At 42.2% G+C, this 19,688-nt stretch carries 18 protein-coding genes, 8 tRNA genes, 1 rRNA gene and 3 pseudogenes; 18 read left to right on the top strand and 12 right to left on the bottom strand.

Going from position 1 to position 19,688, the window contains the following annotated elements; genetic code table 11:
* Positions 1-241: 241 nt before the first annotated feature.
* Positions 242-358: ribosomal RNA gene (gene rrf, locus BN1234_RS03415) — 5S ribosomal RNA — on the top strand.
* An 87-nt stretch (positions 359-445) separates the two neighbouring features.
* Here the strand turns inward: rrf and BN1234_RS03420 are convergent.
* The 4 genes from BN1234_RS03420 to BN1234_RS03435 form a co-directional block, all read right to left on the bottom strand.
* Entirely contained in the window at positions 446-2,758 is a 2,313-nt protein-coding gene (locus BN1234_RS03420) for a helix-turn-helix domain-containing protein (protein WP_054955272.1), read from the bottom strand.
* 89 nt (positions 2,759-2,847) lie between these two features.
* Positions 2,848-4,485, bottom strand: a complete 1,638-nt coding sequence (locus BN1234_RS03425; protein WP_245640081.1) for an extracellular solute-binding protein — start codon at positions 4,483-4,485, stop codon at positions 2,848-2,850.
* Positions 4,486-4,515: 30 nt separating this feature from the next.
* On the bottom strand, positions 4,516-5,400 hold the full coding sequence (locus BN1234_RS03430) for a carbohydrate ABC transporter permease (RefSeq protein ID WP_054955273.1): 885 nt from the start codon (positions 5,398-5,400) through the stop codon (positions 4,516-4,518).
* Entirely contained in the window at positions 5,394-6,362 is a 969-nt protein-coding gene (locus BN1234_RS03435; protein WP_054955274.1) for an ABC transporter permease, read from the bottom strand. The genes BN1234_RS03430 and BN1234_RS03435 overlap by 7 nt, the downstream gene beginning before the upstream one ends.
* A 303-nt stretch (positions 6,363-6,665) precedes the next feature.
* On the opposite strand from BN1234_RS03435, the gene BN1234_RS03440 reads away from it, so the two are divergent.
* The 8 genes from BN1234_RS03440 to BN1234_RS03475 all read left to right on the top strand — a co-directional run bounded on the left by BN1234_RS03440 (position 6,666) and on the right by BN1234_RS03475 (position 7,543).
* Positions 6,666-6,740, top strand: a tRNA-Glu gene (locus BN1234_RS03440).
* A gap of 56 nt (positions 6,741-6,796) precedes the next feature.
* Positions 6,797-6,872, top strand: a tRNA-Val gene (locus BN1234_RS03445).
* Between the two features lie 25 nt (positions 6,873-6,897).
* Positions 6,898-6,973, top strand: a tRNA-Thr gene (locus BN1234_RS03450).
* Between the two features lie 13 nt (positions 6,974-6,986).
* Positions 6,987-7,063: transfer RNA gene (locus BN1234_RS03455), tRNA-Asp, on the top strand.
* A gap of 135 nt (positions 7,064-7,198) precedes the next feature.
* Positions 7,199-7,274 (top strand) — tRNA-Lys (locus BN1234_RS03460).
* 15 nt (positions 7,275-7,289) lie between these two features.
* Positions 7,290-7,373 (top strand) — tRNA-Leu (locus tag BN1234_RS03465).
* 7 nt (positions 7,374-7,380) lie between these two features.
* Positions 7,381-7,452: transfer RNA gene (locus tag BN1234_RS03470), tRNA-Gly, on the top strand.
* Between the two features lie 17 nt (positions 7,453-7,469).
* Positions 7,470-7,543 (top strand) — tRNA-Pro (locus BN1234_RS03475).
* A 122-nt stretch (positions 7,544-7,665) separates the two neighbouring features.
* Here the strand turns inward: BN1234_RS03475 and BN1234_RS03480 are convergent.
* Positions 7,666-8,895 (bottom strand): aminopeptidase, encoded by a 1,230-nt coding sequence (locus BN1234_RS03480; protein ID WP_054955275.1) that lies wholly within the window; start codon positions 8,893-8,895, stop codon positions 7,666-7,668.
* Between the two features lie 296 nt (positions 8,896-9,191).
* Here BN1234_RS03480 and BN1234_RS03485 point away from each other — a divergent pair, with 296 nt between their 5' ends.
* Positions 9,192-9,542 (top strand): nuclear transport factor 2 family protein, encoded by a 351-nt coding sequence (locus BN1234_RS03485; protein WP_054955276.1) that lies wholly within the window; start codon positions 9,192-9,194, stop codon positions 9,540-9,542.
* 218 nt (positions 9,543-9,760) lie between these two features.
* Positions 9,761-10,222: a DinB family protein gene (locus BN1234_RS03490; protein ID WP_054955277.1), complete on the top strand. Its 462-nt coding sequence runs from the start codon at positions 9,761-9,763 to the stop codon at positions 10,220-10,222.
* Between the two features lie 155 nt (positions 10,223-10,377).
* Here BN1234_RS03490 and BN1234_RS22435 read toward each other — a convergent pair whose 3' ends face one another.
* A complete protein-coding gene (locus BN1234_RS22435) occupies positions 10,378-10,554 on the bottom strand; it encodes a hypothetical protein (protein ID WP_170307980.1) in 177 nt (58 codons plus the stop codon).
* An 85-nt stretch (positions 10,555-10,639) separates the two neighbouring features.
* Positions 10,640-11,569: a DNA-3-methyladenine glycosylase 2 gene (locus tag BN1234_RS03495; RefSeq protein WP_054955278.1), complete on the bottom strand. Its 930-nt coding sequence runs from the start codon at positions 11,567-11,569 to the stop codon at positions 10,640-10,642.
* A gap of 147 nt (positions 11,570-11,716) precedes the next feature.
* On the opposite strand from BN1234_RS03495, the pseudogene BN1234_RS03500 reads away from it, so the two are divergent.
* Both BN1234_RS03500 and BN1234_RS03505 read left to right on the top strand, forming a co-directional pair.
* Positions 11,717-12,223: pseudogene (locus BN1234_RS03500) on the top strand (bifunctional transcriptional activator/DNA repair enzyme AdaA); the annotation flags it as partial.
* Positions 12,223-12,471 (top strand): annotated as a pseudogene (locus tag BN1234_RS03505) (DNA/RNA non-specific endonuclease); the annotation flags it as partial. The pseudogenes BN1234_RS03500 and BN1234_RS03505, both read left to right, overlap by 1 nt.
* Positions 12,472-13,271: 800 nt before the next feature.
* Here the strand turns inward: BN1234_RS03505 and BN1234_RS03510 are convergent.
* The 4 genes from BN1234_RS03510 to BN1234_RS22445 form a co-directional block, all read right to left on the bottom strand.
* Complete coding sequence (locus BN1234_RS03510; protein WP_054955281.1) at positions 13,272-13,988, bottom strand: stalk domain-containing protein; 717 nt, start codon at positions 13,986-13,988, stop codon at positions 13,272-13,274.
* 161 nt (positions 13,989-14,149) lie between these two features.
* Complete coding sequence (locus tag BN1234_RS03515) at positions 14,150-14,497, bottom strand: response regulator (protein ID WP_054955282.1); 348 nt, start codon at positions 14,495-14,497, stop codon at positions 14,150-14,152.
* Positions 14,494-14,841 carry an ATP-binding protein gene (locus BN1234_RS22440; protein WP_054955283.1) on the bottom strand — a complete coding sequence of 116 codons (348 nt, stop codon included), beginning with the start codon at positions 14,839-14,841 and terminating at the stop codon, positions 14,494-14,496. The genes BN1234_RS03515 and BN1234_RS22440 overlap by 4 nt, the downstream gene beginning before the upstream one ends.
* Positions 14,832-15,071, bottom strand: a complete 240-nt coding sequence (locus tag BN1234_RS22445) for an ATP-binding protein (RefSeq protein WP_054955284.1) — start codon at positions 15,069-15,071, stop codon at positions 14,832-14,834. Before BN1234_RS22445 ends, BN1234_RS22440 begins: the two co-directional genes overlap by 10 nt.
* Before the next feature lie 200 nt (positions 15,072-15,271).
* On the opposite strand from BN1234_RS22445, the gene BN1234_RS03530 reads away from it, so the two are divergent.
* Both BN1234_RS03530 and BN1234_RS03535 read left to right on the top strand, forming a co-directional pair.
* A complete protein-coding gene (locus tag BN1234_RS03530) occupies positions 15,272-15,859 on the top strand; it encodes a DUF3238 domain-containing protein (protein WP_054955285.1) in 588 nt (195 codons plus the stop codon).
* A 162-nt stretch (positions 15,860-16,021) separates the two neighbouring features.
* Complete coding sequence (locus tag BN1234_RS03535) at positions 16,022-17,473, top strand: IS1182 family transposase (RefSeq protein WP_054955286.1); 1,452 nt, start codon at positions 16,022-16,024, stop codon at positions 17,471-17,473.
* Between the two features lie 174 nt (positions 17,474-17,647).
* Here the strand turns inward: BN1234_RS03535 and BN1234_RS03540 are convergent, their stop codons facing one another.
* A complete protein-coding gene (locus BN1234_RS03540) occupies positions 17,648-18,115 on the bottom strand; it encodes a hypothetical protein (RefSeq protein WP_054955287.1) in 468 nt (155 codons plus the stop codon).
* A 629-nt stretch (positions 18,116-18,744) separates the two neighbouring features.
* On the opposite strand from BN1234_RS03540, the pseudogene BN1234_RS21710 reads away from it, so the two are divergent.
* The 3 genes and pseudogenes from BN1234_RS21710 to BN1234_RS03545 form a co-directional block, all read left to right on the top strand.
* Positions 18,745-18,945 (top strand): annotated as a pseudogene (locus BN1234_RS21710) (DNA/RNA non-specific endonuclease); the annotation flags it as partial.
* Between the two features lie 23 nt (positions 18,946-18,968).
* The gene (locus BN1234_RS21715) at positions 18,969-19,082 is read left to right on the top strand and encodes a hypothetical protein (RefSeq protein ID WP_245640082.1); all 114 of its coding nucleotides are present in this window, start codon (positions 18,969-18,971) and stop codon (positions 19,080-19,082) included.
* Positions 19,063-19,629, top strand: a complete 567-nt coding sequence (locus tag BN1234_RS03545; protein WP_054955288.1) for a methylated-DNA--[protein]-cysteine S-methyltransferase — start codon at positions 19,063-19,065, stop codon at positions 19,627-19,629. Before BN1234_RS21715 ends, BN1234_RS03545 begins: the two co-directional genes overlap by 20 nt.
* Positions 19,630-19,688: the final 59 nt, after the last annotated feature.

Here is a 19,688-nt window from a genome sequence, read left to right on the forward strand (position 1 = left end):
CTACTTCGTAAGCATATGCTTATACCCCAAAAAGTGACGTGAAGCTTTTTAGCAACACCGATTACTTTCCGGGGACCCCGATAAAACATTGGGGACTAATCGCAAATGATGTTTCGTATCTAGTTTTCAGGGAGTCAAGATGATCTTTCTAAAGTACAAGTGACTTTTGAACAGCACATATGACTTTCAGTATTTGGCGATGCTGAAACCTGATTTATAGCATTTGTTTTACAAATGCATGTTTGGTGGCGATAGCGGAAGGGTTCCACGCGTACCCATCCCGAACACGACCGTTAAGCCTTCCAGCGCCGATGGTACTTGGACCGAAGGGTCCCGGGAGAGTAGGACGTCGCCAAGCGAACAACCTGAAAACACTACCGATTTTATCGGTAGTGTTTTTTGTTGCAGAGAACTTAAGAACAACATGAATCTCCGATTAGAATCCTTAATTCATAAGATTACGGTACTGAATCGGAGTCAGACCTTCATTTCGCTTAAATTTACGGATAAAGTTAGTGGAGTCGATATAACCAACCTCGAACAAAATATCTTTCAGCGTAAGCTCGGTTGTTTTCAGCAGCTGCTTAGCCTCCTGCATCCGTAAACCATCTATATAACGCATAAGGGACTCACCTGTCTGATTCTTAAAGAAACGAGTAGCATAAGAAGCTGAAATGCCGAACTGGTCAGCAATGCTTTTTAAAGAGAGCGACTGGTTTTTATAGTTTTCATCAATAAAAGCTTTGATCTGTTCAAGCAGTTCCGTGTTTCCGCTTTCTTTTTTGCTGCTGGTGGTAATGCAGACCTGAAGGCAGATGTCCGTGATTAACCGTTCCAGCTCCTCTATCGTTTCCAGATGTGGAACGAATAATTTACCCAAGGACTCATTGGCTGCTTCGTCAAGCTCGATCTCCAACTCAATGAGCGTCTTAGCCACATTGTTGACGATATCAAAACAGATAAACAAAGCAATCTCCACACTCATGTTCTGATCCTTGATGTATGTCATGGCTTTTTGTACTGCTTCTGCCACCGTGGATTGATCGCCTTGTCGAATGGATTTAACCAATTGATCTAAAATTTCTACAGGATATGACCGCTTTGATACATCATTGCGTTCGATGTCAGGGTAATATATGATCCGGCTGCCGCCATGCATCAGCCGATAGCGTGCAGCGTGGCTCGCTTCGATAAAGGATTGCGAAATCCGATTAACCTCAGGATAAGTGCATCCGACGCCTATCGTGACGGTAAATCGGAAATAATGCCGGATGAGAGACATCACTTGTTCAGCATATTGGCGAAGGATAGCCTCTTTATTTTGAACGTCTTTCAGATTTAGTATAAATACCATGCTGCGTCCGTCTAAAAGCTCAGCTCCACAGCTTTGCCCGATTCCGTCAGCTGCTTCCTCAAGAACCTTCATGAGACTGCTTTTAAGATGACTCTGCATGGCATCTGAATATTCTGCCCGGAATGCTTCATAATCATCGATATATAACAAAAATACAGCAAAGAAGGGATCGAACAGCGGCAGATTAGCGGAATAAAGATAACTGTTAATATCTTCTCTGGTTTTATATTTTCCACGGATCAGAGAGAGTACAAATTGCTCCCTTAACTCAATTGCTTGGTGATGAAGCTGGTGGATAAGCCCCTCGTTTTCACGGATCATATTGGCTACAGCTGATGAAATGACTTCCAGTTCGTCTTTTTTGCCTGGAGGTGGAGATAGAGGTACAGCCGGATATTGCTCAGCAATTACTCGCATAAGCTTTTGAAGCGGCTTATAATTTTGAACCGACAGGGCGGTCGCAAAGGCTACACCAAAAAGAAAGATAGCAAATACGGTAATGTTATAGATGTCTTTTACTTGATCCACTTTGTACATAATTTGATCTGAAGGAAGAGCTGCAAGATAGCGATAACTCTTTGTCGAGGAATTCTTTTTGGCAACTGTGTATTCCTTGTTCTGATAAAGGAACTGATTAATACTCCATGGTTTGAGGTCTCCTGGCATTTTGCTGGTTAGAGCGTTCATGAGACCCTTATTCGTGGTACCTCGGTTAAAAGTATAAATATTCTGGCTCTGTTCACCAAAAATATACACGGAACCGTTATAATCACCGAGTACATTGGCGGCTAGCTGGTTGAAGGATTCTTCAGGAATAAGAAACATTACTGTGCCGTAAGGGGTATCAGCGCTGCCTACCAATGGGACAGAATAGACGACATAATTTTGTTCTGCAACCTGATTGACCAGCACTGAATCCATAGGACGCATGACAGGCGACGAGATGGAAGCGCTATCAAAAATAAATTGATCTTGATCCCAATGCTTGAAACGAAAGATATCGTTAAAAAAATGGTTAATCTCATAGGTTCCGCTAGCGGCATAGAGAGTGTCTGCTTTGCGGCTGTTATAATGAATGACAATATCCGAAATAAAACGGTTGGTGGAGAGGAACTGTTTCAATTCATCGATCGCCAGGTAGGAGCCGTAGCCCGTTGACGTCGTCTTAAAAGGTGTGAGATTCTTATGATTCGAAATTTGATGTGCCATCCGATCCATTTCTTGAATCCGCTGATCAAGGGCATTTCGAAATTGATCGAGTGAATTCACCATGCTGTGTCGGACTTCGTCACTCATAGAACTTAATACCAGATTGTATACAACACCGCTCATGATCGACAGAGATATTACCGTTATGAATATGTAAGACATGAAATATCGGTAGAATCGCTGGCTTTTGATCATGCGCAACTTGGCCTCCCGTCATAAAGGATGATTGTACAGCAACGATCGGGAAAGAAGAAAGCATCCCGATCGTCAGCTGCACAATATCATTAATTCTGTTTATAACGATTATACGCATTTTTGTAAATTTCCATATACCGCTCAAGACCCATTTGGTTTATAGTGCTAACGTAGTTATCCCATTCATTAAAGGAAGCATTACCGGAAACGAATTTGGCTCTCATCTCAGTTACGTAGCTGTTAATGTCTGCTCCCAGTGTACCCATATCCTCGTTCTCCTCGGCTGTAAAAGAGAAGGCTGGCCATATTTCTTCAGGAATAAATGGATCGAATTTTTCAGCGGCTTTTACCGCTTCGGGTGTGCTCTCCGCACCCTTGAAAAATTTTTCTTGGACAACATTGGGGTAACCGCCTCCTGGCCATACAACATACTTAATCAATGCTTGCTCGAAAGTAAGTCCGCTTGGGTCCTTGATGATTTCATCCGTATATTCATACTGTCCGTCAGCCGTGACATTATATGACTTCCCTTCAAAGCCCATGAAGAACATTTTACTGCCTTCTTCACCATACAGGTGATCAATCCATCGAACGGTTTCAATAGGATTCGGATTTTTATCAGTAATGACAAAAGCGCCTGGATTAGCTAAAGGTGATCCCGTTGCAGCCCAGATTTGATCTCCGTGAGGCCCTTTCAATGCTGTGGCTCCAATATAATCATCCTGGCTCATCAGCGTATAAGGACTTGTCGTTATGGTTGAACCATAGATGCCTTCAGCACCCTTGGCATAAAATTGATTAGCCTGGACAGTAAAAATGTCCTCACCGATTAACTTTTCTTTATACAGCTTGTTCATGAATTCCAGCATTTCTTTATAATTCGGGTCGGTCGGAATAAAGCGGAGTTCTTCGGATTCCGGCTTCTGATCCACATTAGGATTTCGGATTCCGTGATTGCTCAGCCCCCAAGAGCCCTTTAAATAGTTCATCAAGGGATCAATCCCGACAGCCATGTAAGGAATTTCGTCCTGTTGCCCGTTTTTGTTCGGATCCTTTTCTTTAAAAGCTTTCAGCATGTTATAAAAATCATCCGTCGTTTGAGGCTCATTCAAGCCAAGCTCATCCAGCCAGGTTTGTTTGATCCACATTTTTGAACCCGAGTGCACTGATTTAAATTCCGGATCATAAATACCAGGGAAGGAGTAAATGTTGCCGTCTGGCATCGTCAGACCCTTTTTAATTTCAGGGTATTTATCTAAAAGCGCTTTCAAATTTGGTGCATATTGATCAATTAAATCATTCAGTTTGATGAAAATTCCCTCTTGACCGTATTTCTGAAGATCAGCAAGCGGAATGCCTGCCGTGAAAAAGGCATGTGGGTAATCGCCACCAGCCAGCAATATGTTACGTTTTTCCGTCATCGTATCACTCGGTACCATTTCCCACTCAACCTTGATGTTGGTCATTTTTTCGTATTCCTGCCACAGCATGGTTTTGTTCCAATCAGGAGCAGTGGTAGGCGCCTTGCCAGCGATCATCTTCAAAGTGATCGGTTCCTTGACAATCGGAAGACCCGTAGGGTTCAAGTTGCTGGAAACCTCGGGCGCTTCGCCCTCCGTAGATCCTTTAGAGCCTCCGCCGCTGCAGCCAGCGAGGATTGAAAATGACAGTACTGCAACCAGCGATATTTTTAGACCGGATAGAAACAGCTTCATGGATTTACTCATAATAAGCCCCCTTAATATATGAATTGAAGTTTAACCTTTGATCGCTCCAATGACCATGCCTTTTACAAAATAACGTTGAAGAAAAGGATACAGCATCAATATTGGCAGATTGGCCACAATGACAAGTGCGTATTTGATCGACTCCGCCTCCATAATGGTTTTGGCCAGCGATTCCTCACTGGTCTGGATCATGTCCTGCATGTTGCTTTGAATCAGAATTTCTCTTAGAAGGAGCTGAAGCGGATATTTGTCCCTCTCTGTCAGATAGATCAATGCACTGAAGAAGGAGTTCCAGTGTGCAACGCTGTAAAAAAGAGTCATGACCGCCACAATAGGCATTGAGAGAGGGAGGATGATTCTAAGCAAAATTTTGAAGTTACCGCAGCCGTCGATTTGGGCCGATTCCTGGATTTCAAACGGGATACTCTGCTGGAAGAAGGTCCGCATAATTATAATATTCCAGACAGCTACCGCGTTAGGGATAATCAGTGCCCACATCGTGTTGGTCATTCCGAGGTCCTTAACGATCAGATAAGTCGGAATTAACCCGCCGCTAAAGAACATGGTAAAAACAAAGAGTGCAGTGAATATGCTGCGTCCACGAAAATCTTTTCGGGACAGGGGATAAGCTGCCAAAATGGTCATAACCACATTGACGATCGTGCCTACAACGGTATAAAGAATGGTGTTCATATAGCCCTTCAGAATTTCTTTATTCGCAAATACTTTTTCATAACCGGTGAAGTTTATTTCTTTGGGAAAAAGCCATACCTCGCCTTTAACAACGGCAGCCGGACTGCTGATCGATGCTACGGCCACAAAGATAAGTGGGTAGAGGACAATGATTAGAACGATGGCCAGAAGAGTATAGTTAATGATGTCAAAGAGGCGGTCGCCCGCAGATTCTTTTACCATAGGCTTGTTTGTCCCACCTTTTTGGAAATGAAGTTGACCGTGACAAGCAAAATGAAGTTAATAATCGAATTAAACAGGCCGACGGCAGCAGAGAAGCTGTACTGGGCACCTAATATCCCGCTCCGATATACATAGGTTGCAATAACGTCCGAGCTATCACGGTTTAGATCATTTTGCATGAGGAAGACCTTTTCAAACCCTACTGCCATTATGGATCCGACGTTCATAATAAGCAAAATGATAATGGTTGGCAGAATGCCGGGCAGGTTGATGTGCCAGATTCGTTTTATGCGGGAAGCGCCGTCCACCTTGGCAGCGTCATGAAGCTGCGGATCGATGCCGGTCAGGGCAGCTAAATAAATGATGGAGCTCCATCCCATGGACTGCCAGACACCGGAAAATACATAAATAGTCTTGAACCATCCAGGCTGAGTCATAAAAGCAACCGGGTCACCGCCGAACAAGCGAATGATCGTATTGATCATGCCGGAATTGGGATCGAGAAAAATGAACAACATACCCACAAGCACTACAGTAGATAAAAAGTGAGGGGCATAGGTGACCGTTTGAATGGTCTTCTTAAATTTCTTGCTTTGCACCTCGTTGATCATGAGTGCGAGTAGGATAGGGACTGGAAAGCCCACCGCTAACTCATAAAGACCGATTTCAAGCGTGTTCGTAATCAATCTTTCAAAATAGTAGCTGTCAAAAAAACGTTCAAAATGTTTAAAGCCTACCCAAGGACTGTCTGTAATCCCTTTTGACGCGATGAAGTCTTTAAATGCGATCTGCACACCATACATGGGTATATAATGAAAAATAATGTAATACACCACAACAGGGAGGATGAGCAGATACAGCTCCCAGTTCTTCCAGAGGGTTCTGGTTCGGGAGAGGGAGCGAGCGGCAGACGGCTCTTTTTGCAATGATTGTTGCACTTCAGTTTTAATCAAAAACCTCATCACCTCCTTCTCCAGGTTTGAAAATGTGTCGAGTTGTTGAAAAATAATGTACCGGACATTGGTTTTTTTGTATATCTGCAGTAATTTCTTGATCGGCTTTTCTTTACAAACGCCAGGTTTTTAAGGTACAAAGTTAGAAAATAGGGCATAGCGAATGAAAAGAACAATTTTTTTAAAAAAGTTATTGACCTGTATCTAGTGATATGATATATTAAATGAGTCGCCGCTGAGAGATGGTGTACAAAATAAAGTACCTAACGAATTGTATGTAGAGGTATTTTATACGTAAGAATTTTAAATTATGGCCCGTTGGTCAAGGGGTTAAGACACCTCCCTTTCACGGAGGTAACAGGGGTTCGAATCCCCTACGGGTCACCACTTACTTACTTGCTTCAGGGGATGAGAACCCCAACGGTTCGTCGGAGCATTTATATGGAGGCTTAGCTCAGCTGGGAGAGCATCTGCCTTACAAGCAGAGGGTCGGGGGTTCGAACCCCTCAGCCTCCACCATTGAATTTTTGAAGTTGTTGAATACGCCGGTGTAGCTCAATTGGTAGAGCAACTGACTTGTAATCAGTAGGTTGGGGGTTCAAGTCCTCTCGCCGGCACCAGATAATATATTGGGGAACTGTGGTGTAGAGGCCTAACATGCCTGCCTGTCACGCAGGAGATCGCGGGTTCGAATCCCGTCAGTTCCGCCACTATTGAATTAACATCAGGGTGAGAATCCGAAATGGGTTCGTCGGAGCATAAACTTCGGGAGGAATACTTCGCAGTCTCGAACGAAGAGAGAGTATCCCGTCAGTTCCGTAATCCATTCTCTAGTCTTTTATTGAGAGCCATTAGCTCAGTTGGTAGAGCACCTGACTTTTAATCAGGGTGTCGAAGGTTCGAGTCCTTCATGGCTCACCATTAGTTTTAACTTGTGCGCGTGTGGCGGAATTGGCAGACGCACTAGACTTAGGATCTAGCGTCTTTGACGTGGGGGTTCGAGTCCCTTCACGCGCACCATGCTTTCGCGGACGTGGCTCAGCGGTAGAGCATCGCCTTGCCAAGGCGAGGGTCGCGGGTTCGATTCCCGTCGTCCGCTTTTTATATATAAAATAACGGGATGTAGCTCAGCTTGGTAGAGCACCTGGTTTGGGACCAGGGGGTCGCATGTTCAAATCGTGTCATCCCGATTATGATATATAGCAAAAGGGTGCTGGAATTTCAGCACCCTTTTGTGTATAGAAATATCACTTGAAAAGTGGACACCAAGACCCCGCGAGTTAATCGCGGGGTCTTGGTGTTTGGACAAGCTTTAAGCCCAGCTTCCATTGCGGAAGACTGGCTCTATGGTTCCATCAAGCAGTTCTCCGTCAATTTCGAGGTCTGCTGAACCGATCATGAAATCGACATGGGTTAAACTTACATTTACACCTTTGGCTAAGAGCTCTTCTTTGCTCAGTTTTGTTCCGCCTTCGATATTAACAGGATAAGCACTGCCAAGTGCGAAGTGGCAGGAAGCATTCTCATCAACACCCGTATTGTAGAAGACGCGGTTCATATGAGAGATTGGGGAGTCATAAGGGACGAGTGCCATCTCTCCAAGATAGGAAGCACCCTCATCCGTTTCGAGTAAAGATGTTAAATGTTCGAGCCCTGATTTGGCATCATATTCTACGACTTTGCCATCCTTAAAGGTTAAAGTGATTCCTTCAACAAGTCTTCCGTTCAGATTAAGAGGTAATGTGCTGGTTACCGTTCCGTTTACACCTGTACGCAAAGGCATCGTGTATATTTCTTCTGTTGGCATATTAGCAACAAAATATACACCAGACTCATTATAATCCCCGCCACCCAGCCAGAGATAGCCTTCAGGCATTTCCACATGCAAATCGGTTCCTGGTGCACGGTAATGAAATCTTTTATAACGCTTCTCATTCATATAATCCTGTCTCTTTTTAAGCTCACTAATATGTTCTCGCCAAGCAGCAACCGGATCTTCAGAATACACTCGATTCATCTGGAAGACCGCTTCCCACATAGCATCAAGGCGTTTCTCTTCAGGCAGATCTGCAAACACTTTATTTGCCCAAGCCAGTGTAGGTGCCTTAATCAGAGACCAGCTCACCTGGTTGTTGCGTACATAAGTTTGGTATTTTTCCCTTGCAACAGAAGCGGCTTTTACCGCCGTAGAGACTTTGGTGGAATCAATACCACGGAATAACTCAGGGTCCGGCACCTTAATGCTAAGCACAGCACCACCACCTTCAGCGAGTTGTTCCATCATATCTGCCTGCCACTTGGGATAATAACTAAATGAGTCGTCTGATGCTTTCTCATAACGGATACGGGTAATTCGCTCATCATCCCAATCAACTTGAACATATTTTGCACCGGCTTCATACGCCTTGGATACAATCAATCGGGTTAAATCAACGGTTTCGAGAGGTGCATTCACGATCAGTACCTGTCCGGGCTGAATGTTAACACCTACTTTAACAACAAGTTCAGCGTATTTTTCGAGCATGGTTTCAAAAGATTTCATATGTATATTCCTCCATGAGTAATGTGATTGATACGTCAGTATGGCCAAATGCCCACACGAATAGTGTAACATGTTTGATCTGTTTTCGCGCAAAGAGTAGATCATCAAAAGGATGCTCAAAGAGAACGGTAGTAGTTTGCCATCAATTGAAAGGAATATCCGTACATGTGACACCCAGTACCATTAGTGAAAATGATGGGAATCATCGGAATCACGATATTGTTGCGTATACATGAGAACATTACAATGAAGTTGTAAGTTAGAGTAATGAAAGATTCATCACTCTAGAAAAGGAGGTGTTAATTCAATTAACTTATGTACACCAAGATGCAAAATTTATTGCAGGATACGATAAGAAATCAGACAGACATCACTTCTATGGAACATACCTTGGCACAGAGGGGGTAAGATCGTTATTATCCAAGTTTGAGAAGGATCTTGACACGCAAGAGTTTGAGATCCTCAAGATTATGGGTGATGATGGTTCAGCTTTTGCTTGGGGCCGATTTAAGCATCGAATCCGCCCGACCAATAAGTATTTTGAGAGCTACTGGGCTGTAGTTTGCGAAGTGGAACAAGGGAAGATTAAGTACTTTCGTGGATTCGAAGATACAGGTGCCTTGGAAGCCGCGTTTATTAAAGAGTGACCCCTTCTTAGGATCAATATGTGAGGTAGTCCACGGCTGTCTCATCGGTTATCCTAATGAACGAGCAATTTGATCTTCAATATTTTGAATATAGGATTGTAATTCTTCTATAAACAACTTCGCAGCCTGCCCCATGTATTTGTCCGTACGCTAGATGATGCAGATATCCTGACGTGGTGTTGGATTGAGTAGAGTAACGGCTGAAATACTCTCATCGTGTGACACAAGCAATTAGAAATACGGGAAAGGTACTTCATCAACTTATCATCGGCCAACTGGAAAATGTATCAGAGACACAGTTTGATACACAGCCAGAGGGCTTCAATAACACGGTTCGCTGGAATGCCGGTCATATCATATATTTGATGGATAAATTTGCAACGCTTAGCTTCGATACACCTACTGATATTCCAGAACAATACGAGACATTGCTTAATTCGGGAACAAAACTATCAGATTGGACAACATTGCCACCGTCGAAGGAAGAGCTGCTTGAGCATTTGTCGGCCCAACTGTCCCGAATGTCCGAATTGACGCCAGAGATGCTTGATCGCAACCTTCAAACTCCATTTGAGATGGGGCCGTTCACATTCTATACATCTGGAGAATTGTTTAATTTTGCTTTAATGCATGAAGCGATTCACCTGGGAGTCATATCAAGCCAGATGAAACTGGTTTAACCATCTCCATCAAGATCAGATTTTCAGGATAAAGTGAGATTGAATTTAGAAAGGGAAGGGATATTAAATAGTCGCGCGAATACGGATTAAGAACGGGATGGTAAGAAAGACCTCAAGGCGCCCTAACCTGGGCTGTCCTTGAGGTCTTTGTTATTTTACTGTTGATTTTTTGAAGTCTTTTCAGAGGACGGAGGATTATTCATAAATACCTCTGCCGCTGCCTCAGCAGAAAATTCTGTGTTATCCAGGCCTTCGCCCGGGACAGGCATTTTGTTCAGTTTCGTGGTATACACCTCTGACTTTGTCGGCTCATTGGAATTGCGTTTGCTCATATGGACACCTCCTTGGATATAGTACAGGCATGTATAGTGTCTCTTCTGAGCCTAAAAATATGCAAATCAGGTTATTGCTCCAGATCTAATACAGGAGTCTCCATAAATAAAATGTGGCATACGATTCCCAGTTGGTCCAACCGGATGATAGCTGCCGAAGCTCTTCCTTTGTTGGTTTTTCCTCTGCCTGAAGAACATGTTTAATGGCATTATGGAGTCCGACATCATCAATTGGAAACGCTGACGCATACCGAAGACAGCGCATTAATACATAATTGGCCGTCCAGGGTCCAATCCCGCGGATCTTGACGAGCATCTTCTCTGCAGTCTTACAGTCTGCGGCAAGGAGCAGAGATTCCTTACTAAGTTGTCCGTTCACGAACAGCTTCGCGACATCAATCAGATACTCTCGTTTTTTGACGGTCATACGCAGGTCCTCCATTTCTTCCACACTCAAGCTGGCGATCGTCTCCGGTACAGGAAATACCCAGTAAAGATCCCCTTCATATAGAATACTTCGGCCGTACCTCTCCACCAGGCGCCGCTTGAGTGTATAGGCGAAGGCTAAATTAATCTGCTGCCCGATGATCCCCCAGCATATGGCTTCGAACAAGTCGGGTATTCCCATATTGCGAAGACCATAAAATTGTTGAGCGGCTCCTTCCAGGATTTTATCCTGTTTTGCCATTTTATAAAATGGAGCTAAGTCCGTATCAAGATCGAACCACTCCCTTACATGAAGGGCAATTTCTTTACGGTCCATCGAATTAGGCACGTCGGGTCCAAGAATATGAACAGATAGAGTCTGAGGCGATTCCAGATCTTCGCTTACCTCTAAAACGTAAATATTTGTCCCTGTGGCTATTGCTTTATAGACTTTATTATCATGAATACGTAATAAGCATTCGTTTGATGATCTTGATAAATATTTCAAGTTTTCCTTAAAACTGAATTCCGGTGGTACCGGCAGCTTGATTTGGCGCTCAGGCTCCAATTGCTTGTATTTGTGAGACATGCGAAATCCTCCAATAGATTTAAATATTCCATATTATAGTTGTATCACAAAAGCCCTGCGAAAAATTTCATTATCTTGCTTTTACGTTCCAAAAAGCATACATATGCACGTGCACAAGGGTATACTGTGGATGGAGGTGTGTCGAAAATGGATCGACGTAATCAATCACTGCCTGATTCTCAAGATTTATCGAAAGACCGGTTGACTGAATATCCATCGGATGAGCAGTGGACAGCTATTATTCACAATGATACCCGTTATGATGATCAGTTTATATATGCGGTACAGACAACGGGTATTTTTTGCAGGCCCTCCTGTAAATCCAAGGCTCCGGTGAAATCTAATGTTCGAATATTTTCTAACGCCAAAGAAGCACTCGCTGCACAATTCCGGCCTTGCAAACGATGCAAACCTACAGGAGACCGATTGCCGGACCAGGAATGGGTGGAGCAGATCATATCATATATCGAGAACAACTTCACTGAAACAATTACACTCGGACATCTGGCTGATTATTGTCATGGAAGTCCCTATCATTTACAGCGAACGTTTAAAAGAGTGACAGGCCAGACACCGGTAGAATTCGTTCAGCAGAAGCGGATCGAGTATGCGAAGGATAAGCTGATCAGGACTAATCTTTCAATCTCGGATATTTGAATCCTGACGAAGTAAACAAAACCCTTGGTTTAACAGACAGTAAGCCTTCTGATTCAAAAAGTCCTAACACAAAAGCGACTAATCCAAATACAAAAGATGATCTTTCTAGTGTTGATACCAATGGTAACGGGAAGATAACGATAAAAGAAGCGAAAGCAGCCGGTTATAGTATGCCAATAACGAGTGATCATTGGTTATACAAATACATGGATGATCGTGATGGTGACGGTATGGTAGGTGAGTAAGACTAAAATTAAATGAACGGAAGAACAGAACATACTCCTGTTTGCCACAATTCCCTATGGATGGTTATAACTAGAGATGAACATCCTGAATGGTTTCAGAGTATTGAATAATAACTCTTGATAACTTATGGTGGTTGAACTAAACGGGAAACGATAGCTTAATAAAAACAGCAGCGATCGGTTTAGATCAGCTGCTGTTTTTATTAATATAACCGGCTGAGTATGGGATCGTGGCAATGTTATCAAGTTCTACATACATTATTTATTTATAACAATAAAATTATTTAATCACTTTAATGCTTTACCGCTTTAGTCTATTACATAAAATCAGTATTTTGTACATATGTCTAAAGAACTATACTAAAGTGCATTTGCGAATTTTTTGTTTTTTTTTGTTCTATCTATTGTTAATTGACACAAATCTCCCCCTATTAGCTGCGGCATAGATAATAACATCATTTATTTTGCTTAATTTTCTAATAATCAGATTAATGTTAATGCATCTTTTCATTCACCAGGTTTGTTTTGTCTCATTCCGCCGATCATGAGGGGAAATTTGTGTCACTACCACGTTGAAGACCTCATATCGTGAATGTAACCATGTTTTTGTCATCATCTGTCGGGAATGTTATCAAGTTCTTGTCAAAACACAATGACAAGAACTTGATAACATAAATAAAAAAACCGCATAATCAGCGGTTTCTAATGTTTACTATGTTTTTGTCACCCGACACCTTTTTTTCCTACTTTTAATTAATTGGGTTATTGTTTCTGATGTTCTAGCTGTATATATACATGCATCACTTGGTCGAAAGATTAATGTAGTGGGCATATTTTTTTTGCGATAATTCGGTTCCTGAAGTTATAAGGGCATCAGTTTTCATACCTAATGTTACGTAATCCTCATAAAACTTAATATCTGGCTTATACGATGTTTCAATCATTTTATTTACTACAGCTAAGTTGGCTTTTAAGTCATTAATGCTCTCATTGTATTGATTTAGTATGGTATTTATCTCAGGAACAGTCAATCCATACATCTTCACAGTAGCATTATCTACCATTGAATTATAGCTGTTAATCGCATTATTAAGGCGTTTAGTGAAATCATCTCTTAACGGTATGTCCGCAGCTTGAGCTGTTACTGTATGATCGAAAACTTGACTGACAATCCTAAGTTCTTCTCCTACATCTTCTAAGGATTTAAAAATGTCCGCTGCAATTATGTAATTTTTTGTATTCAGAATTGTTGTAACATTTTGGGTATTAACATCGACTGTCTGATTCTTTGAATCCCAAGTATAGCTAACCCCAATTTGATTAAGCATATTTATTGGGATCATCGTTCTCCCGTTATAGCTAATTGCCGGAACATCCCCTACTCGCAGCTGCTTACCTTCTGATGTTACCCTGATGATATTATTGCCTTTATAGGTTCCCCACAGGCTTGCTGCGCTTACGACCCCTACAAATAAAACACTAAGCGATATCGTGGCAATTAGAACTTTTCTTTTCAAGAATTGCACCTCCGAGATTCATCTGATTCTACATTACATATTTTTCCTGTATTAATCAATGAAAAAGAGTATGCGAACTCCATCGCTTGTACATTCTGTTTTTGGACTCTGATGGACCTAAGGCTCGGAATAAGGCCGACCTGTATATTTTCGGGTGGAAATCAATGAAGATAGTGGTGGCCGATGATCTCTGATATCATATTCAGAATCTGACTAGATTCCCCATTTGGCTTGACCACAATATCAATCGTACCTCTCTGAATTGCTCCGACCGTCACATCTGCTGCAGCACGATTGAGAGAGCTGAAGATGATTATCCGTGTTGGGAATTCATCCAGAAATCGTTCCCACACTTCTACCCCATCTATCGCTGCCAGTTCTACTTCCATGGTCACCAACATCAGGTCGCAGCTTCTTAACCATACGGATTCTTTGCGAGCCATCGACAGCCGATCCGACAATTTCGTGGAGTTATCTTCCTCTAGCAAACGATCGAGCCAGCGTCTCATAAACAACGAATCACCGACCAGCAGCACTTTAAGCGAAGTAAAAGTATACGTTTCCCCTGAATACGCCCCAGATCGACCGCTTTAATGCGGACTATTTCTGCAATGCTGCTCATCGGAATAATAAAGGTTTGTCCGGATAGCTTGATAATCATACCATCAATAATCGCTAGCGTGAGAGGAAGCCTCATACGAAACTCCGTTCCAACACCCGGCGCGGTTTGAATATCAATTAAGCCATTTAATTTTTCGATATGACTTTTGACAATATCCATTCTAACGCCTCGTCCGGAAACATCACTTACCGTTTTTGCCGTAGATAAACCTGGACGGAATATCAGTTCCACTGCCTCTCTGTCCGTAAGGGTGCTGCTTCTCCTTCGGACAACATCCCTTTTTTTACCGCAGACAGCCTCATACGCTCGTGATCGATACCCGCCCCATCGTCCTTCACATAAATCACAACCTGATTGTTCTCATGTGCAGCTTTAATGGTCAGCGTTCGTGAGGAAGATTTTCCTTGAGAAACACGCGTACCAGGATCTTCAATTCCTTGGTCTGCTACATTACGAATCAAGTGGATGAGCGGGTGACGGATTTCTTCAAACAGCGTTCGAACGAGTTCTGTTTCCTTTCCGTATTCTTAACATAACAAAAGTATGAACTTCATGGTTGTATAATTACCGGTTATCTTTCCTTCATTGTGAAGACGCGAAAAACTTCAACTCCCGGGAAAATTGAAGAACCGCCTTCAACAATTTAAAGGAGGTAATATATATGGCTAGTATTGTTGAGGTACGTTTGGCAGCATTTATTCCACAAGCATGGATCGATTACATGCGAACGTCTGAGGTTGTTGTTCAATTCAATGGTAATAACAGGGAGTTCACATACTATACGGAGAACCAGCCCGAACTCTCGAAAATGACTCAGCACGTTGTAGTTGATTTCAATAAAAAAGAAATTAAGCATTTTAAATCCGTAGGCTCGACGATTGAAAGAACAGTTGATCTTGAAACTGGAGAGGTACTCCGACAATTTACCGGCCATGCCTCTTCCGATGGTCTTACTATTTCAAATCAGAGCATCTCTAGTACATCGGCTACTTTCAAGTTGCGCGCCAGTGCAGCTAACCCGCTAGTTAGCTCTGCTCCAGCAATTGATTGGGAATATACAATTACTGTAACTAATACAGGTAAAGTAACCGTAAATGGCACACACGATGGCTATCCAGCACATGAAATTTATAAGCGCGTAGACTACGGCACACCAACTCGTATTTATACGCATGATCCGCGTGTAACTGGTGAGACGCCTGCGTCTCTAGCTCCTCCGATGGAACATTCGGTGAATAGGACAGTCTAAACACCCATAGTTATGACTACAGTTCAGGCAGTAAAGAGCCCCTTGTGAAAAACGAGGGCACTGAAAAAGTCCTCTCAAAAAAAAGGTACGGCTCCTCAAAAAAAATGAGGAGCCGTACCTTTTTTCGCTTATAATTAATCATCATGGAGAGTAGGTGAGCGGATGATTAGACAACAACAAACCTTGGTTCTGAGTCCTTATGCGGCACTGTATGACATTGTGGTACCAAAAGATAATATGCTTCGTCAAATCAATGAACTGGTGGACTTCGCCTTCATATATAAGGAACTGGAGGAAAAATATTGTTTGGACAATGGGCGTAACGCCATTGATCCGATTCGCATGTTTAAATATCTATTACTGAAAGCTATTTATGAACTCTCTGACAAAGACATTGTCGAACGCTCTAAGTATGATCTGTCCTTCAAATTTTTTCTGGGTATGGCACCGGAGGACCCGGTAATTGATCCAAGTTCTCTAACAAAATTCCGCAAACTACGATTAAAAGACATGAATCTGCTCGACATGCTCATTGGGCAAACTGTAGCGCTAGCGATGAAGCAAGGTATCCTAAAAAGTACCTCTATCATCGTAGACGCCACGCATACGAAATCGCGATATAACCAGAAGTCACCGCAAGAAATCCTGCAAGAACGTGCACGGAAACTCCGAAAGGTTGTTTACAGCTTGGATGAGTCGCTCAAAGCTAAAATGCCAGCAAAGAATGTGAATAACGTGCTTGAAGACGAAATTATCTACTGCCAAAAGCTTGTCGCTTTCGTCGAAGAAGAATCCGGAATCGCCCAGATGCCGAAAATTGCGGAGCCATTTAATCTTCTGAAAGAGACGATTGAGGATGATGTAGAGCAACTTAGCCTTGCAGCAGATCCAGACGCACGCGTGGGACACAAGAGCGCAGATAGCGCCTTTTTCGGTTACAAAACTCATCTAGCGATGACTGAGGAACGAATAATAACGGCAGCAATTATTACGACAGGGGAAAAAAATGACGGCAAGCAATTGCAGATGCTGATCGAAAAAAGCCAAGCCGCCGGGATGCAGGTCGAAACGGTGATTGGGGATACGGCGTATTCTGAGAAGGATAATTTGATCTACACGAAACAAAACGAGATTGAACTTGTAGCGAAACTCAATCCGCTCATTACACAAGGTGCTCGTAGAAAAGAAGACGAGTTTCTGTTCAATAAAGATGCCGGTATGTACGTTTGTCCAGCCGGACATATGGCGATTCGAAAAGCGCGACAGGGAAAAAAAGGTGTAAGTAAAAACCAGCAGGACACTTATTTTTTCGATGTGGAGATCTGCAAACGCTGTTTGTTTAAAGAAGGTTGTTACACAGAAGGAGCTAAGAGCAAGACGTATTCCGTGACAGTAAAATCTGAGGAACATTTGGAGCAGAAGGCGTTCCAGGACACAGAATATTTCAGAGCAAAATCTAAGGAGCGCTACAAAATTGAAGCAAAGAACAGTGAACTCAAACATGGGCACGGGTATGATGTAGCTACATCCTCGGGTCTGCTTGGCATGCAACTACAAGGTGCGATGGCCATATTCGCTGTAAATCTCAAGCGAATATTGAAATTAATAGACTAAAACCTACAGTGAACAAACATGATGAAGACAAAAAGAAGACATTCATCTCCAAAACACGGAGAGAATGTCTTCTTTTTAATCTCTTTGAGCAAGTTCCGAAGAAAAACGTAAGTTCTTCAGTGCCCTCGTGAAAAACAGGGGCTCTTTTTAGTGAATTAGTATTTCAATTCTCTTTCATACTATGATAATAAACAATATAAATATTACTAATGAAATGATTATAAAAGGGATTTTGTTGAGTTTTTTTTGAGCTACCCAGGTACCGTAAGAACAAATAATAGCAATACTAGTGAAAAATAAAATAAATAGTGCTCCTTCTGGGGAAACCACAAAATTAAAATTAGATACACTAGAGAAACCAGTCAAAAAAGGTACAATTGTAATAGGAATGATTCCGACAAGGGCAAAAGCTAATGTCTGTGACCAAAAATTATATTTATTAATTGAACGAAGAAGTATTATACAAAGAAGAAAAAGTAGTATACCGACGGAAAAAAACGTAGGTGCTGTCCAGGTAAGTAATTTATCTATATCTTTAACCTTCTCACCTTCTAAAACCCAAAGAGTTACTGAATAAACAAGCGGGCCAGTTAAGTAACTTACTATAGCAACCCAGATATAAAATAAAACTGATCGCTTCATCATGTTGCCTCCTCTTGAAATAATTAGATAGATAACCTCAAGCCTTCTCTTATAGTATATTTTTACATTTTGCTTGTCTAGCTATTCGACTAGTTAAAAAGCCACGATCTCGAATATAAAAATCATATTCATTTTAGACTATGAATAATGGGCCAGAAGGAACTGCTAGCAGAAGCTGTGGCTGAATAAGGAACCCTTCTCCTTTTACCTTTATGAAATTGCATTGTCCATTCTGAACGTTGCACCAATGAGAATTCCTTTTCATAATAAAAACGTCTTATTTATATATTAAGTTGTGACAAGGGTTAGATTTATCTCACTATGATTCCTGGCAAAATGCACAGCGCATAGAACTATGCCCCTTTAAAAAGAACAATCATCATGGTTCGTCATTGTTCGTTTTTTTAAAAATATATCCTTCTATGATCTGAAATGCATGGTTTCACTCTAACATCCATTCCCTTTTTCTTGTTGATCGTTAATGACAGCTCCAAATTCATTATTGGACATGTTTATCTTAACCAGTAATCTCTACCTTTCAGGCCGAAAATATAACAAATATATAACCGAGCGGAGTAACCTCTTTACTAGAAGATCTAACTTTTTTCAAAGGAAAAGCCACTTCAATATGTAATATCACCCCACAAGATAGTACGCTCAACCGACATGGTGATCAAGCATATATGGAAGACGCTATACGCAAAGCAGGTGGAGCTACTAATTTTGAAGCAATTATCACCTACCCGAACACGAAAACGCAGATTCCCTCCAGTTATCAATACACCTATACGTTAAAGGGTAACGTGATTGTCGATAAATTTGATAATGTGCTTCACAAGTCGGTATAGTTAATGTGCCTTACTTTATAACTTTGTTCAGGAAGAAGACTGGATATACTCCAAAAGAGTACCGTCAGGCATATCAACAATCTGGAGAGGAGAAGAACCATGCATACATTTTTGAATAAAGAGCCATCTGTAATCTACTGGACTCTTTTTAAGAGGGATAACTGGAACATGTATATAGCTGCGACAGGGCAGGGACTGTGTTATATCGGGTCCAACAATGCAGCTATCGATGAAATGAAGCAGTGGATAAATCGGTTCAGGCCGGGGCTAACGATGATTCAGGATGACGAAAAGCTGCTGCCCTATGTGGAAGAACTGCAGGAGTATCTAGCAGGAATGCGCCAGACATTAAGTCAGCCTGTAGATATCAAGGGAACCCCCTTTCAACAGACGGTCTGGCAAGCGTTATCCGAGATTCCATATGGAACGACGTGGTCTTATTCTGACATTGCCCATCACATTCAAAAACCTGCTTCCGTTCGAGCGGTAGGGGCAGCAATCGGAGCTAATCCATTATTGATTACAGTTCCGTGTCACCGGGTTATTGGAAAGAATGGTTCGCTTACAGGATATCGCGGAGGATTAGAGATGAAAACGAGGCTGCTTGAATTGGAGCGGCAGAATCTTGTGAACCTGCAGGGTGGAATGCGGAGCTTGAATCTATAATCCCAGTTGAAAGAAAGAGAAAATATCACTGAACAACCCTTTTGTCTTAAAAACCCATG

The organism is Paenibacillus dakarensis (assembly GCF_001373415.1).
Lineage (GTDB): Bacteria > Bacillota > Bacilli > Paenibacillales > Paenibacillaceae > Paenibacillus_AQ > Paenibacillus_AQ dakarensis.